At 44.4% G+C, this 16610-nt stretch carries 14 protein-coding genes; 9 read left to right on the top strand and 5 right to left on the bottom strand.

The genetic code is table 11. The features are described from left to right. Positions 1-179 precede the first annotated feature (179 nt). On the top strand, positions 180-1079 hold the full coding sequence (locus AB7038_RS03590) for a DMT family transporter (protein ID WP_049243254.1): 900 nt from the start codon (positions 180-182) through the stop codon (positions 1077-1079). Between the two features lie 47 nt (positions 1080-1126). Here AB7038_RS03590 and AB7038_RS03585 read toward each other — a convergent pair whose 3' ends face one another. Both AB7038_RS03585 and AB7038_RS03580 read right to left on the bottom strand, forming a co-directional pair. Beyond that, the gene (locus AB7038_RS03585) at positions 1127-2386 is read right to left on the bottom strand and encodes a Zn-dependent hydrolase (protein WP_369452773.1); all 1260 of its coding nucleotides are present in this window, start codon (positions 2384-2386) and stop codon (positions 1127-1129) included. Positions 2387-2410: 24 nt separating this feature from the next. After that, entirely contained in the window at positions 2411-2752 is a 342-nt protein-coding gene (locus AB7038_RS03580) for a DUF5713 family protein (protein ID WP_368889701.1), read from the bottom strand. Between the two features lie 189 nt (positions 2753-2941). Between AB7038_RS03580 and AB7038_RS03575 the strand changes: the two genes are divergently transcribed. From AB7038_RS03575 to AB7038_RS03540, 8 genes are all read left to right on the top strand, one after another. After that, positions 2942-4063, top strand: a complete 1122-nt coding sequence (locus AB7038_RS03575; RefSeq protein WP_368889700.1) for a DNA cytosine methyltransferase — start codon at positions 2942-2944, stop codon at positions 4061-4063. Between the two features lie 81 nt (positions 4064-4144). Beyond that, the gene (locus AB7038_RS03570) at positions 4145-4615 is read left to right on the top strand and encodes a very short patch repair endonuclease (protein WP_369452772.1); all 471 of its coding nucleotides are present in this window, start codon (positions 4145-4147) and stop codon (positions 4613-4615) included. 6 nt (positions 4616-4621) lie between these two features. Continuing rightward, the gene (locus AB7038_RS03565) at positions 4622-5320 is read left to right on the top strand and encodes a helix-turn-helix transcriptional regulator (protein ID WP_369452771.1); all 699 of its coding nucleotides are present in this window, start codon (positions 4622-4624) and stop codon (positions 5318-5320) included. A gap of 50 nt (positions 5321-5370) precedes the next feature. Further along, complete coding sequence (locus AB7038_RS03560) at positions 5371-5973, top strand: glutathione S-transferase family protein (protein WP_368889697.1); 603 nt, start codon at positions 5371-5373, stop codon at positions 5971-5973. A 138-nt stretch (positions 5974-6111) separates the two neighbouring features. Continuing rightward, positions 6112-6420 (top strand): DUF1471 domain-containing protein, encoded by a 309-nt coding sequence (locus AB7038_RS03555; RefSeq protein ID WP_368889696.1) that lies wholly within the window; start codon positions 6112-6114, stop codon positions 6418-6420. Positions 6421-7337: 917 nt separating this feature from the next. Next, positions 7338-7607 carry a helix-turn-helix domain-containing protein gene (locus tag AB7038_RS03550; RefSeq protein WP_369452770.1) on the top strand — a complete coding sequence of 90 codons (270 nt, stop codon included), beginning with the start codon at positions 7338-7340 and terminating at the stop codon, positions 7605-7607. 153 nt (positions 7608-7760) lie between these two features. Then, positions 7761-10625, top strand: a complete 2865-nt coding sequence (locus AB7038_RS03545) for an autotransporter outer membrane beta-barrel domain-containing protein (RefSeq protein WP_369452769.1) — start codon at positions 7761-7763, stop codon at positions 10623-10625. 553 nt (positions 10626-11178) lie between these two features. Next, on the top strand, positions 11179-12051 hold the full coding sequence (locus AB7038_RS03540; protein ID WP_369452768.1) for a phosphorothioated DNA-binding restriction endonuclease: 873 nt from the start codon (positions 11179-11181) through the stop codon (positions 12049-12051). Positions 12052-12463: 412 nt separating this feature from the next. On the opposite strand, the gene AB7038_RS03535 is transcribed toward AB7038_RS03540, so the two are convergent. The 3 genes from AB7038_RS03535 to AB7038_RS03525 are packed head-to-tail and all read right to left on the bottom strand — an operon-like array spanning position 12464 to position 16455. Beyond that, positions 12464-13429 (bottom strand): hypothetical protein, encoded by a 966-nt coding sequence (locus AB7038_RS03535; protein WP_369452767.1) that lies wholly within the window; start codon positions 13427-13429, stop codon positions 12464-12466. Next, positions 13422-15215: an ORC-CDC6 family AAA ATPase gene (locus AB7038_RS03530; RefSeq protein ID WP_369452766.1), complete on the bottom strand. Its 1794-nt coding sequence runs from the start codon at positions 15213-15215 to the stop codon at positions 13422-13424. The genes AB7038_RS03535 and AB7038_RS03530 overlap by 8 nt, the downstream gene beginning before the upstream one ends. Then, a complete protein-coding gene (locus tag AB7038_RS03525) occupies positions 15208-16455 on the bottom strand; it encodes a metallophosphoesterase family protein (protein WP_369452765.1) in 1248 nt (415 codons plus the stop codon). Before AB7038_RS03525 ends, AB7038_RS03530 begins: the two co-directional genes overlap by 8 nt. Between the last annotated feature and the right edge of the window lie 155 nt (positions 16456-16610).

Below are 16610 nucleotides of genomic sequence, written 5' to 3'. Positions count from 1 at the left end.
AGGCTGCTGATAATATTGACTGAGAATGATTATCACAAGAAGAAATATTCTCTGCTTGCTTTTTATATTTGATTTTCAGGGAGTGACTATTCACTGTGATATAGTTGAAGCCCATCCTGTCTGACACCAGGAACCGGATACTTCCCTCTTAACTCACTGATTTTCAGATAAGGAATCCCATGCGACCTGCGGACTATCTGCGGCTTACCCTGCTGGCGGCCATCTGGGGTGCCAGCTTTCTTTTTATGCGGGTGGCTTCCCCGCAGTTCGGCGCGGTTAACACGGCCTTTCTGCGTGTCTTTTTCGGCTGTGCGGGACTTCTGGTAATACTCCTTGTCATGCGCCGCACTTTCCGGTTTGACGGAAAATTAAAACCGGCATTATTACTGGGCGTGATCAACTCCGGGATTCCCTTTTTTATGTACTGTCTGGCCGCGCAGTGGCTGCCGGCCGGTTACTCCGCCATTCTCAACGCCACCACGCCGCTGATGGGGGCGTTGATCGGCTTTGCTTTCTTTGCCGAAACCCTGACCGCCCGCAAATGGCTGGGGGTGATGATGGGACTGGCCGGGATTGTGGTGATCACCACGGTCGGGGAAAGTCAGTCTTCCGCCCATTTATTATGGGGCGTGGCCGCCTGTCTGCTTGCCACTGCCTGTTACGGGCTGGCGGGATTCCTGACGCGGCGCTGGATCAGTGAAAAAGGCGGTCTGGATGCCCGGCTGGTCGCATTCGGCAGCCAGCTCGGTGCCACACTTTTCCTGCTGCCGTTTTTCGGCTTCAGTGTCACGACCGGCCCGGCGGTTAACTGGGCACAGCCGATGGTCTGGGGCAGTGTGATTGCGGTGGGGCTGCTCTGTACAGCAGTGGCGTATATTCTCTATTTCCGCCTGATTGCGGATATCGGCCCGATGCGCTCACTGACAGTGACCTTTATGATCCCGCCGTTCGGTATTTTGTGGGGTTATCTTGTGCTTGATGAAACACTCAGCCCGAATTTCTTCCTCGGCGCGCTGATTGTCTGTGTGGCGGTCTGGCTGCTGGTCAGCCGGGGAAAACAGCCAGCCGCAGTAAAATAATTCACCGGGCGGCACCCAACCGGATGCCGCCGTTTTGCCGGGATAACTTACACCGGCTCTGTCAGCCTCAGTATCACCGTATCCAGCAATACCTGCGCACCGCGGATCAGATCGGCATCTTCGGTATATTCCGCCGGGTTATGACTGATACCGTTCTTACTCGGTACAAAAATCATCGCCGCCGGGGCTATCCGCGCAATCATCTGTGCATCATGTCCGGCACCGGACGGCATACGACGGTATGCGGTTCCGGCGGCTCTTGCCGCATTCTCCACACAACTGACCAGGGTTTTATCAAATACCACCGGCTGAAAACGCGCCAGCTGACGGGCTGAGACCGTAACGCCTTCCTGCTCTGATAACACCGCCAGATAATCGCGAATCTGCCCTTCCGCCCATTGCAGGCGTTCTTCGTCCGGGTCCCGCATATCAATGGTGAACGTTGCCGAGCCCGGGATCACGTTAACCGCATTCGGTTCAAAAGCAATCGTCCCCACCGTGGTTAATGTGGCACCATTTTTCTGAGAAATACCCTCACGCAGAAAAGTGATCAGTTTCGCCGCCGCATATCCGGCATCATGACGCAGCCGTGTCGGTGTGGTTCCTGCGTGGTTCGCGGTGCCGGTGATGGTGATTTCCTGCCATGAGATGCCCTGCAGACTCTCCACCACCCCGATCTGTAACCCTTCCGCTTCCAGCACCGGCCCCTGCTCAATATGCAGTTCCAGATATTCATGCGGTATGATGCTGCCCGGCACCATATTTCCCGCATAACCGGCACGTTCCAGCTCATCACGCAGCACTGCACCGTCAGTGGCCACCGCATTCAGAGCATCCTCCAGCGGATAACCGCCCGCATACACCAGCGAGCCCATCATATCAGGATGAAAACGCACACCTTCTTCGTTAGTGAACGCCGCCACCGTGATCGGACGGGACGGCAGCACACCTGCTTCCCGGAAGGCACGGACAACCGCCAGGCCGCTGAGTACGCCGTAGCAGCCGTCCAGCGCCCCGGCGTTAATCACCGTATCGATATGTGATCCTATCATCAGCGGCACGGTATCACTGTTTCCGGAGACCGACGGCAGTGTGCCGAAAATATTTCCGATCTGGTCAATACGGATCACCAGATCCAGGGCTTTCATCCAGTTGACCACCAGGTCACGCCCCTGCTTTTCCGCATCAGTCAGCGCCGTCCGCGTCCGCCCGCCTTTCACCGGGTCTGCCCCGGTATTCCCCAGTTCCTGCAAATGATTCAGTAAGGTCTTTCCGTCTATCTTCAGCCCATCGGATTTGTGATTCATGATCACCTCATTATTGTTATTGAATTACCAGTCCCGCGTTGCGATAAGCTCCTCCGGATCCGCATCCTCAAAGCCGTATGCACGGGCAATCAGGTAAAAGGATTCGCCGATAGAATCCCTGGCAACGGTTTCAATTTCACTGCCTGCCTCATCAAACGCATCCTGCAGATCATTGAATTCTTCTGTCGCCTGCTGTGTCAGCACATACAGCGCCGCCAGTCCGTCCGGCGGATTGTTTTCCAGCACCTCACACAGACGCAACAGGATCGCCTCTCCCTGCTTCACCAGATGATCCGGGAAATAGCGGTCATCATACATATCGCCTAATAAACGGAGTTTAAGGACATCCGGATTGGTTACAGGCATTTTCATTCCCCCTGAAATAGTTACGCTAAGAACAAATTAATACAGAGAGACAACATATACCAGTTTCCGCGCCCTGCGGACATACCTGTTTTTCCGGCCTTCCTGTTTCCCGGAGCCCCGGGCAGTGATATAGTGCCGGGATAAAACCGGCACACTGCCCGGCGGCTGTTTCCCGAACCGGAGATGATTTTGAAAAAACACCCAGAGGACGCCCCTTTCCGGCAGTCACCCGAGGATAATTGCAGATTCACCTTTATCGATCTTTTTGCCGGCATCGGCGGGATCCGCCTGCCCTTTCAGCAACAGGGCGGTCGTTGTGTGTTCACCTCTGAGTGGGATAAATTCGCCCAACGCACCTATTTTGCCAATTACGGGGAGATACCTGACGGCGATATCACCCGGATCGCGGCAAAAGATATTCCGGATCACGATATTCTTCTCGGCGGCTTTCCGTGCCAGGCATTTTCACAGGCAGGTGCGCGTCAGGGGTTTAACGACACCCGCGGTACCATGTTCTTTGAAGTTCAGCGCATCATGACAGAAAAACGGCCGAAGGCGTTTCTGCTGGAGAACGTCAAACAGCTGCGCGGCCACGACGGCGGCCGGACATTACAGACTATCCTCGATATTCTGCGCGGACAGTATGAACAGACCGTGCCGGATAATATTCCGCTGAGTGAAGAGACCCGCAGCGCACTGTCGCAAAAACTGAACTATTGGGTTGATTTCCGCGTGCTGCGTGCCGCCGATTTCGGTATTCCGCAGAACCGTGAGCGTATTTTTATTATCGGCTTTGATCGCGACCAGTTTCCGGATGCGGACTTTGACACCTTATTTTCCTGGCCGGAACCGACTCACCAGCCCACCTGTCTCGGTGATATTCTCCAGAGCAAAAAAGCGCTGGCGGAAGATGCGGTGCGCTATAAAAAAGATCGTTTTACCATCTCTGATAAATTATGGGCCGGCCATCAGAAACGCAAAAGAGAACATAAAGCCAGAGGTAACGGCTTCGGATATTGCCTGTTTAATAAAAACAGTAAATATACCAATACCCTGAGTGCCCGCTATTATAAAGACGGTTCTGAGATCCTGATTGACCAGTCGCGGGACGGTAAAAACCCGCGCAAACTCACCCCGCGGGAATGTGCGAACCTTCAGGGATTTCCGGAAAATTATATTACTGATGCTGTTTCCCTGGGGCAGATTTATAAACAGTTCGGCAACTCCGTCTGTATGACCGTTGTCGAAGCAATAGCTGAACAACTCACAGCAGCATTAGTGCGGGCCGGTGCAATACTGCCGGTAAAATAATCTTCCGGCGGCACGGCGCATATTTTCCCGCCGAAATAGAGTAATCTGGGTTTATTCCTGAAATCAGCGGCTGAAAATCCGATGGATGTACATGACAAAGAAACCCGCTCCCGGAATATGCGCGCCATCCGCAACCGGGATACCAAACCGGAGCATCATGTCAGAAAGCTGTTGCATCATAACAGCTTCCGTTTCCGGTTATATCCGGCAGAGTTGCCCGGCAAACCCGATATATGGATGGCAAAATGGCGGACGGCTATCTTTATTCACGGCTGTTTCTGGCATATGCACGATTGTGAAAAATTCCGGCTTCCCGCCACGCGGACCGCATTCTGGCAGAAAAAATTATCAGAAAATAAAATCCGCGATGAAAAATATATCGCAGAGCTGCACCGCATGGGATTACGCACATTAATTATCTGGGAATGTGCCCTGACCGGGAAAACCAAACTGCCTGACCCGATACTGCTGACATTAATAAAAACCTGGCTGATGAGCAGTGCTGTTTCAGGCAGTATTACGGACTCCGGATTAACTATCACCCCAGGCTGATACCTTATGACACGCACCCAACGCTTACTCACTTTATTACAGATCCTGAAAGAGAACCGTTATCCGGTCACGGCGGACTCCCTCGCCTCACAATTACAAATCAGTGTGCGTTCCGTTTACCGGGATATTGAAACCCTGCGCTGCCAGGGCGCTGAAATTACCGGTGAAGCCGGTCTCGGCTATCAGATGAAATCCGGATTACTGCTGCCGCCGATGATATTTGATGTCAATGAACTGGAAGCCTTAATTCTCGGACTGCGCTGGGTACAGAGTAATGCGGATGATGAACTGAAAGCCTCGGCTGCCCGCGCGGCAAATAAAATTAATGCTGTGGTGGAACATGAATCCCGTACTGTTTTCAGTGACAGTACATTATTTGTGCCCGCCTCACAGCTGACACAGGTCGATAATATCATTGCCGGGGAATTGCGCCGCAGTCTGCGCGAAGAGCTGAAAATCAAACTGTATTATCAGGATAAAGAGACACAGACCAGCAACCGGATTATCTGGCCGATTGCCATCGGTTATATGAAAGAGGTGCAGGTGCTGGCCGCCTGGTGTGAATTACGTCAGAGCTATCGGCATTTCCGGCTCGACAGAATTCAATCCTGTGAAGTATTAACCGACAAACTGCCGTACCCGAAAAAATACCTGCTCGACCGCTGGCGCAAAGAAGTCCTCTGCATCCCTCCTGACAGATTCTGACACTCCCCTCACCTATGATGATGCCTCAACACACTAAACAGGAGAGCATCATGAGCGGACTGACACTTTATACCAATGCAATGTCACGCGGGAATACCGTCGATTTATTTCTGAAAATTCTGGGTGTGCCGTATCAGCGCGTGGAACTCGATTATGGTGCGGATATGCATACCCCGGAATATCTGGCTATCAACCCGATGGGTAAAGTACCGGCATTAACCGACGGCGACCGTGTTATTACGGAAACAGCCGCTATCTGCATGTATCTTGCCGACAAATTTATTGAAAAAGGCTTTGCGCCGGCGGTTGATGCTCCGGAACGCGGCACCTATTACCGCTGGTTCCTGTTCACCGCCGGTCCGGTTGAAGCGGCCTTCACCGCCAAAGAGATGGGCCAGATACTGACAGAAGAAGAACAGAAAATGTCAGGGTTCGGCTCCTTTGACCGCGTGATGGCCTGCCTGGAAACCGGACTGGCTGATGCGGCACCGTATTTATGCGGCAACACTATGACTGCCGTTGATGTGTATACCGGCTATTTCCTGATGTTCCTGGCCAAGCATGACTTAATTACCATCTCTCCGGTCATGAAAGCGTATTTAGACAGCCTGACGTTAAACCCGGCATTTGCCGCTGCCTTCTCCGGAAAATAACAGCAATCCTCCCTGCCATAAGGCGGATGCGAAAATACAGCATCCGCCATTTCTGCACTTTCTTTTACCGTTTATCCGCAGTACAGTTTCCTCATTAATATCTTTACGGTAACTCACCAGGCAGAGGAAATAATGATAATGAACACACTGAAAATAATCGCATTCCCGGTTCTGCTTTTTATTTCAGCTTCCGGTTTTGCACAAACGGTTACCGCCTGGGGGGATACATTATCTGACGCAGAAGCCAAAATAGCCCATCAGGCAGAAAAAGCCGGTACCGGATATCAGATAACCAGTGCCAGAGTCGGCTGGGTCACTTATGTTACAGCCACACTGACACCATCACCGGAAAATACACGCAATATTTCACCTGACGAAAAACAAAATCAGAATAATGTATTACCACAAACGGAGAATACCCGTAACCACTGGCTGACAGAAAAATAAATATACCGTAAATATCCTTCCGGGATGTAGCCACGACAAATCTGTTGCACCCCCGTTAAATAAATAAAAATATCAGTAAAGATAAAAACCGTTAAAAATATGCATTACAATGCTTGCTGCTATCATATCACCACCTCATTATTATCCTCAAAAAACACGCATTTCAAACCAGTCAAAAAATACAATAAAACCCGCATTTAATTGTTATTTACCTGCCGGTGAAAACAAAATTCTCCCGGGGAATAAATACAGCATCAAATGCAGATTTCAGGTCCTGAAAAGCATAAGAAACCGGATTCCGCCCGTCATAGTGAAGAATGTCGCTGGTCCCCACATAAAAAGCCAATAACGCCAGAAAAAACACGTCATACGGTAAACATCAGACAAATGATCTACCTAATCCGGAAAGAAAAGTGTAAGTATTTGTGTGAAAAGTATCACATTTTTACTGGCGCGATCCGGAAAACCCGAACCACGATTTTCCCTTCTTTTTATTTCAGACAAAATATAAATTATCAACATAACCCATTAAATAAAATACAAAAAATAGAAAACAACAAATGCAATACAGGGATATTTTCTTACTCAGCCAGCATGTAAAAGATCGCCAAAACCGATCAATAATCAATTGATGATAGTTTTTACCTATCATAAGTGAAATATCGATCGTTAATAAAAATTTTTTATGTTTTCACATGTCTTGTATATTTCATTACCAGATGGTAATTATTTATACGCAGCAGACTGGTAACTGAAATTAATATTATTACATCCGGATTTGTAATAATTTATTACAGGATATTACGGTTTTTGTTTTCGCGTTAATTAATATTTCTCCCTGCTAAATCAGCACCGCTGTCATATAAGTAAACACATCACACCTGAATCCTGTTATGGCCCGGGGAGTGGAATCTATTATGAAAAATAATCAGATATTACTGCATGATGTAGGCGCACTGATCCGAAAGTTACGTAAAGAAAAAAGAATGAGCGGTGTTGATCTTGGCGCAGAACTGGGAATCAGCCAGCAACAGATCTCCCGCTATGAAAATGCCACGAGTGAAATATCGGTATCAACACTCATTAATATACTTGCTGTATTTAATATAACACCCGCTGAATTTTCTACCCGTATATCTGATACGAAACATGATTTTTTCAGCAAATACACCACCGGGAACTGGTAAATACCAGCCAATTAGTCCGTTAATTATTGTTGTTATGCATCAGGAAAATACATCCTGTTCCCTGCCTCACATCAATAATAATGATAATAAAAATATCTTATTTACATAATTTTTATGTGCTTTTGGAAAATAAAAATTATGAAAAGGAATGTTATGAATATTAACCTGTTTATCAGGGGATATCAGCGATCCCCTCGTTCTGGCTATACCGCTCTCTCACTGCGGGGCTGGTTAGCGGCAGCCGGGCTTCTCAGCCTGAGCACTGCGGCCTGTTTACAGACAGCGCAGGCTGCGGATATCGGCAGCCAGAGCGGCACCAATATTACGGTTAACGACGGTGACCGGATCACCGGCGATACCGGTGATACATCCGGAAACCGCTATGGTGTCCTGAACACTTATAACAACAAATCGGGAACCATTAATCTCGGCAATAACGTGACTGTGAATGTGACAGACACCGCCCAGTACGCCAAGGGCGTGATTATCCAGGGAGATAACAGCGTATTAAACGCCAATGGCTTATCCGTGGATGTAAACGGTAAAAGTGCCATCGGTATTGATCTGGCCGGTAAAAAAGTACAGGCCGACCTGGGAACCGGCACCAGTGTAAAAGTTGAAGGAACCGGCAACGGCATGGCACGCGGCGTAGTGGTTAATAATGCCTCCACCCTGAAGGCTGAGCGTCTCTCTGTTGAAACCAAAGGCGGCAACGGTGTTGGTGTGTCTGTTGAAGGTTACGGCAGCAATGCCAACCTGGGCAGCGGCAGCACAATCAAAACCAACGGAAGCAGCAGCTATGGTGTTTATGTCGGCGGCCTGAACGGTACTTCCTCAGAAGGTCCGGCTTATTTTACCGCCACCGGGCTGACTATCGACGCACAGGGATCCAGTGCATACGGTATGAACGTCCAGAGAAACTCGATTGTTGATCTGGGTACCGGCAGCAAAATCATGACCAACGGCTACAACGGCCAGGGTATCTGGAGCTTCGGTGACATCAAAGCAGATGCGCTGACAATTATCGCCCGCGGTGACGGCTCCAACGCGCTGGAAGTGCGCGGCGGTACGGCCAATATTGGTGCAGGCAGCCATTTTTCCTCTGAATCAGCCGGTGGCCTGGTCACCAACGGTTCCGGCACCACCATTAACTTCATCGGCACAGCGGATAACCGCAATACCATTTTTGCCGGTGGTTCTTACGGTGCGTCTGCTCAATTTTCCGGTGCTAAAATCAACCTGGCAAACACCGATATTACGATTGACCGTAACGGCAGCCTGGGTCTGGGACTGTGGGCGCTGGGCGGAGGTGTCATGACCGGTGATAATATCTCGGTAACAGGTGCTGCAGGCACCCGTGGTGTCTATGCCATGACCAACAGCCAGATTGATCTGACCGGCGACCTGACCATTAACATGGCAACCGCAGATCAGATAGCGATCGCCACACAGCACAATGACGGTTATGCCGCCAGCCGGATTAATGCAACGGGTAAAATGCTGATCAATGGCGGTATTCAGTCACGGGGCGGCCTGGTCAATGTGGATATGGCTTCCGGCTCACAATGGACCGGGAACGCCTACAGCGATAACGTCAACGGCGGCCTGCTGAATGTCACCATGGACAACAGCCGCTGGAATGTCACAGATGATTCCAATCTGGATAATCTGGTACTGAATAATACCACCGTCGATTTATCGCACAGATTATCCGATAACGGTTACTCAACACTGAGTATCGCCAATCTCAGCGGCAACGGCGCATTCACATTGCGTACCGATATTGTCGGTGACGGCGATGGTGTCAATAACGCCGGTGACAAACTGGTGGTAACCGGTACCAGCTCTGGTGATCATTCATTAACAGTCTTAAACCGCGGCAGCCTGGCCACTACCGGGAATGAAATTCTGACCGTTGTGGAAACCGCAGACGGCGCAGCCAGCTTTACTTCAACGTCTGAAGTCGAGTTAGGTGGTTATCTGTATGACGTGCGTAAGAACGGTAATAACTGGGAACTGTACTCATCAGGTGCCTACGTTCCGCCGCCGGTAGTCCCGGATCCTGATCCGGAACCAGAGCCGGAACCGGAAAAACCAAAACCACCGATCACCACCACAGCGGATGCAGGCGGTAATTTCCTGAACGTGGGCTATCTGATTAACTACGCAGAGACCCAGACACTGATGCAGCGCATGGGTGACCTGCGTCAGAACGGCGGAGATAATAATGCATGGCTGAGAGGCTTCGGCGGTAAATTCAACTCCTTTGCCGGCGGTAAAATGAGCGGATTCGGCATGACCTACGGCGGTACACAACTGGGCTTTGATAAACGTATCTCACCGGACACACCGCTGTATATCGGTACTTTTGCGGGCTTAACGCAGGGCTCACCGGACTATCGCGGCGGGGACGGCACTGTCCGCTCATACCATCTGGGGCTTTACACCACCTATATGGCGGACAACGGTTTCTATGTTGACGGTATTGCCAAGGTCTCCCGCCTGAAAAACAAATTCAGCGTATCGGACAGCCAGAACAATAATGTCAGCGGCGACGGCAGCTCAACGGGTGTCAGTTTATCAGCGGAAGCAGGCCGGAAGTTCAGTCTGAGCCAGACCGGTAATGGTTTCTATATCGAACCGCAGGCACAGCTGACTTACAGCCATCAGGACTCAACCGGTATTCACGCCGGCAACGGCCTGAAAATCGACCTCGGCAGCTATGATTCCACCATCGGACGCGCCGGTACACTGATTGGCTATGAAACCACCACCGGTGACAGCCAGATCAACGTTTACCTGAAAACCGGTTTTGTCAGAGAGTTTCAGGGCAACACGGACTATAAACTTAACGGCTCCCGCGAAGCACACAGCTTCAAAGGAAACTGGTGGAACAACGGACTGGGCATCAGCGCCAATATCAGCAAAAAACATATCCTGTATGCAGAGGCTGACAGCTCAACCGGCAACCGGTTTGATCAGTACCAGATCAACGGCGGATACCGTTTCAGCTTTTAATCTGTGAAGTGACGTAAGTGAAAAGACGAAGAGGGATCTTCGTCTTTTTTGTTTTCAGGGAAGTCTGGTTTACAGCAGATATCAATGCGGTAAATATAATCAATATTCTATTGAAATTAGTATAACCCTCGCAACAGAAAACGCGCTGAACACATTGAAAAATATCAATTTTTTAGTATATTAAGGATGACAACGGGACAATAATCATCAGGGAGAAATGATATTGGTCGATGCTATTTTTTCTGTGTATAAATACATTGATATCACAGTGATTTTTATCGCCTCCCTGTTCATCCTCTGGCTTTCATCCATCTCACCTGATCGGCTTTTAGGTATTATATTGTTTCTGTTATCACTCCTGTTAATCACACCCTATATTTTTATGGCAGCTTACATATCGCTTATCATGTCGGTGAGTTTGATATTTGTGCATGTATAACCAGACAAAAACATCAGTCTTTTCCTCTTATTAACGTGACACCCTCCATTGAAATTCACCGGTTTTACGAGCATGATCGCAATTATATAAATTAGTTACCCGGTTCATTCCCTTATGATATCTCTTGAAACGTTGCTATCCGCCATCGCCAGCATTTCAGTGTGGCGCCAGGGTGACGTATGCGCCCCACATAAACCCTTACTGCTGTTATATGTACTTTCTCAGTATAAGGCGGGCCATCCTCGTCTGTTCAATTATGGCCGGGAAATCCACGAACCACTGACCCGTCTGCTGAGAGAATTTGGCCCCAAGCGACGCACTGATTATCCTAATATGCCTTTCTGGCGGCTCAGAAGTGATGGTTTCTGGGAAATTACTGATGCAGAAGGTTGCAAACCCCGTCGGGGAAACACGCAGCCGACAAAAAAAGAGTTAATTGACAATCACGTATCAGGCGGCTTTGATGAAGCCGCTTACCGGCAATTACGCGAACATCCGGAATTAATTGATAAACTGGCCCAGCAAATTCTGACAAACCGTTTTCCGGAAAGTGTTCAGCGGATCCTTGCCAACCAGCTGGGACTGGATTTTGTTGACCGGACAAAAAACCGCGACCCGCATTTCAGAGACATCATACTGCGCGCCTATCACTCCCGATGCGCTTTCTGCGGTTATGACCTCCGCCTGGATGGTGCGCTGGTGGGTATTGAAGCCGCGCATATTCACTGGAAAGCATACGGCGGCCCGTGTGTGGTACACAATGGTCTGGCACTGTGTTCTCTGCATCACGATGCATTTGATATGGGCGCATTCGGATTAGATGAAGATCTGACTATCCGCATCTCCGCCGGAGTCAGCCGCAGCCCTGTCGTCGACAACCTCTTCTGGCAGCGAAACGGCCAGATATTGCATCTGCCGCATGATGAATCCTTATGGCCGGCAGAAAAATACATCGGCTGGCATCGCAAGCAGGTGTTTAAGGTGTGAGGATACATATGGTCACTGGGGTGAATGGCTCTGTTATGCTGGAGATTTTCATTAAAAACAGCCGGATAATGAATTTCAGGCACAAAAAAAGCCACCTTGCGGTAGCTTGATTTCACTTAAGAATGCCGAAGGCCGGAATCGCAGAAATATCTAGTCAACTGATTTTAATGAAAAAATTTAATATTAGCTACAGATTGACCACATAATTGTATTTCCAAATAACTACTCTAAATAACTGCGTTGGATGCTGTGACATTTACCATTTACTAGTATATCCTCGTTGCTAAAAGCAACTTTAGCATAGTACCGCCTCAAGGAAAGAATCCCTTAACTCTTTCCTTATCAGAGTTGAAAAAAATACAACATAATTACGTATTATAACCTATAAATATTCCATAAGAAGTAATTTGTATCATGGTGAAAAATGAAATTTTTTATTATTATACACTCTGCTCATTACTATATTCCCTGAAGATTCTACCTTCACTGTTTTTTTCCTTAAATATTCAGAGTACATACATGTAACATTTTGAAAATTGAAACTACAAAGAACAGATGCAATTATATGAGGTTTAGGGCCAAATGGAACTATAGATACATTATATTCTCTACATAATGGTGATAATATTTGAGTCATGTGCTCATAGCAATTAGACAGGCTATTTATTGGAAGTTTAATTAAATTTTCTTCGCCACCAAGATTATGAAGTATAAAATTTTCATTTCTCTTAATACATTCTACTTCATACTCATAGCTAGCCGCTGGTGATGCAATTACCCCGAATGTCTTGTTAGGGTCTATAATATTAAAAATTCTTTGAGGACCATATTCATCAAAACCAAGCATAAATATGGCTGCATTTTGTTTTTTTGTTAATGAGATCCCTTCACACCCAGGAATTATTTTCAAATCGCCCAGTTCAACGTTTAGGCCAAAATCATGATATACAGCCATAGTATATGTAAGATCTATAATTACCTCACCACTATAAAAATTAATAAAATAATTTAAAATTGAAGAATACCAAACACGAGACATTGATGTATAGTCAATCAATATTTTTATTGTTTTATTATTATTTATTTCACTTATCATCTCTGATAATAGCTGAAATATTTTTTTTATCTCTCGTTGATCAAGAGTTAATAATTCCGCATTTTTCCATTCCGTTTGATAATAATTTAAGCAACTTAATCTAACAGGATCATCTAAATGCTGATCAAAAGATAATACTAGTGCATAACTGATATTCTTTTTATTTAACTTCTCTGCTACATCTATACATCGCTCTTCATACCCACATGCAAAGATAGCTAAGTCATAGTTTGTATCAGTAAGCTCTCTAATAGAGATATCTTCGACATGTAACCTATTCATCACAATCACCATAATCTAAATTTATTTGATCCGCATCAATCAATAAATGGCGTTTATATGTAGAGTATCTTTTAAATTGTATTATTTTATTCAACGATACTGCTTTCCCTTTTCTAGGCATTAAATAAAAATGTGGCGCTAAACAAAGAGCTAAACCAAAAGTACCTTTTCTATTAGGCATTTTGTTATCTTGGTCACTACTTTTAAATTCAGGATAAATCAACCCCAAGTCAACAGCCTTTTGAATATGTTCCCAAATGCTATCATCATCAACATCATAATTAAATGAATTAAACACATCTGTGCTTACTTTATCATCGTGTAGTTTTTCTTTTAAGAAAAGCCCTATTGTTGAAAATAACTCAAATGCTTCCTTCCCCTTTATTTCTATATTTAAATTTTCTAATTCTGTATATGAAAATATTCTAATCCTATCTCCCTGTTCTTTTTCTGATATTGGAACTAACTCTTCGCCATCCTTACCTAAGTATTTAGAGAATAAATAATTAAACAATCGAAGTAATCGTCTTGGATTACCATCAGAACACCTTACTATTAGAGAATATCCAGAATAAATTCTTGGTGATGAATTACCCTTGAAATTTTTATATGACTCCTTTAGAAGTAAAGTTCCTTTTAATTTCCTCCCTATCTCATCATTATATTTTTTTAGGTTCTCATTTTGTAGTTTTAATGCACGGAAAATGGTTTTTTCATCACAAAATTCATTAAGTGCTTTCAAAAACATTTCATCTGTAAATACTTCACCCGGATTATCAATTAACATTGAGTCACCCAATAAAGATCGCAGGGAAACATTTATATTTTTAATTCCAGAAACCTCTAGTCGTTTTTTAAATAAATTCTCGGCAAAATCCTCAAAATATTGCTTTGTTATACCTTTACCGTTATAAAGCCCATGTTTATCAATATTTATATATTCAAAATCATGGCCTATATTAAGAGAAGCGCTAGTTAGTGTTTCTAATGTATAGTGTCTATAAGGCATTGTTGTTAATTTAAATATTAAATTAGAAAAAGACCTCATATATGTATTTAGTATTCTATGATGCTCTATATTTAAAAACTCTGCTTCATCAATACATAAACAGAATGTTGATTCATCTGAAATATTAAGCTCGCCCTTCAGAATACTAACCCCGATCTCTATAGGCTTAAATAAATCCGAGCTAAAATTAAAACCAATTAAATTATCCTCCTTACTGATATCAACGCCTAGTTTTATTTTATTAAAAACAATATTTTTCTTAAACTCAATTTTTTCTAATTCATTAGATACCTGAGTTAAGGTATCTAATTTTTTGTTCAACCAACAATCAGATATTTTTTTTGCTATATTATTTTCTGAAATCACTCTATTGATTGGACAGTCAATATAACTAGATAAGCAGCTCTTTATTGTATCAATAAACCTTGCACATGATGATATATTGATACTCCATATAAATAGACTATTATCCTGGTCAATATCAGATATTGAACTTACCCATTCAACCTTAAGTGGCAAATATGTTGCAATAAAAGATCTTGATTGTATTATTTCCCTAGCCTTTGCGTGAGGTAGCTGTGCCAAACATTCATGAGATAACATTTTTACGAGGGCTGTTTTACCAGAACCTCTAGAACCAAGTATTACGTGATGTTTATTGGTAAGTAAAGATTCAAAAACAGGAGTCCATACAAATTCATGAGCCAATTGGTCAGAACTTAAGTAACGTGCATTAGAGTGTTCAAATATGTTATTAAAACTATATAGGTTACGCATTACACGCCCCCTTTAATAAAATAAATAGCTCATCGTCCTTTTGTTGGTCAAAGCGTTTAAAACATAACTCTTCTTCCAACTCTGTTAAAATTAAGTCTAATAATTTCCTAGGTATATACTGAATATTCTTATCCTGTTTTACAAGATCACTCCAACAAACATGCTCTTGCTTTTCAAAAAAACCACTAATTTCCTCTTTAAATTTATTTCTAATTTCAACAGGTGACATAGTATTTCCAAAAAACTCAACATATCCAATACCATTTATCGAAGAATCTCGCTTCCATCCATGACCAGTATTATGCTCCCAGCTTTTCACAGAGCCTTTTATTGTTTTATTTAATACACATTTATCTTCAATTTCTATTAAATGTATCATATTAGGAACACCCTGAAAATAACGATCATCTAGTCTGGCTGAAAAACTACCCGAACATAGAATAGTGATAGGATGATAATAATCATTGGAAAAATTACATAAACTAGGTACATGTTTATGTCCATGGACAACAAAATTTATATTATTTTTAAATAACGTATTCATTAGAATATTTGAATTTTGTAATATGCTATGATCTGGAATATCTAAAGATATATCTGGTTGTTGTATTGGATGGTGATGTAACATGACTATATTTATTTTAGATGAATGTCTAATATCTAACTCTGACAATTTTCTATCAAGAGCAATAATATCACACTGCCGCATAACTCCATGGTGTGGCTTTTTATTATAGTGATCAAATACTGACGTATTGATTCCAATTATATTTACTTCATCATATTCCCAAATGGCAAAATATGGTTCTTTGTAAAAACACCCATAACTTGCTCCATCGAGTATATTACTTAGGAACGACTCTCCTCGAATAAATTTATATTTTTCCTGAATAGCAAATTGTATATTAGGATTCTCTGCTGCTAAAATTTTTTCTTCTTCATCCCAATTACTATCATGATTTCCAGGAACATATAAAATTTTATTAGTTTCATTAATACCAAAAAATGATGCAATTTCCCTTATTTTACAGGCGGCTAATTTGAATTCCTCAGGTTTTGCTCGATTAGTAATATCTCCTGTCACCAATAAAAAATCAGCACAAATAGACTCTTGCTGTGCTAATTCACGAAGTTCGTTAAGAAAATTTTGTTTTACTGCATTTTGGCTAGGTCCAGTAGACAGGTCAACACAAATCGCACCATCGCCAACGTGCAAGTCACTGATCACAAGTATTTTCATTTAAGCCTTTACAATTCATCCATAATTACTCTTATCGAATTGTATCATGCGAATAATATCTTTTATTATAAATATATCGCTTAAAAAATTAAAAAATATCTTTCGTATCAAAAAGAATTACAGTTAGATTTTTGTACTATATATATATTAGTTCT

The organism is Morganella morganii, from assembly GCF_041099235.1.
Taxonomy (GTDB): Bacteria; Pseudomonadota; Gammaproteobacteria; order Enterobacterales; family Enterobacteriaceae; genus Morganella; species Morganella morganii_E.
The sequence above is the reverse complement of the archived record's forward strand: the minus strand, read 5'-3'. Positions and strand labels throughout refer to the sequence as shown.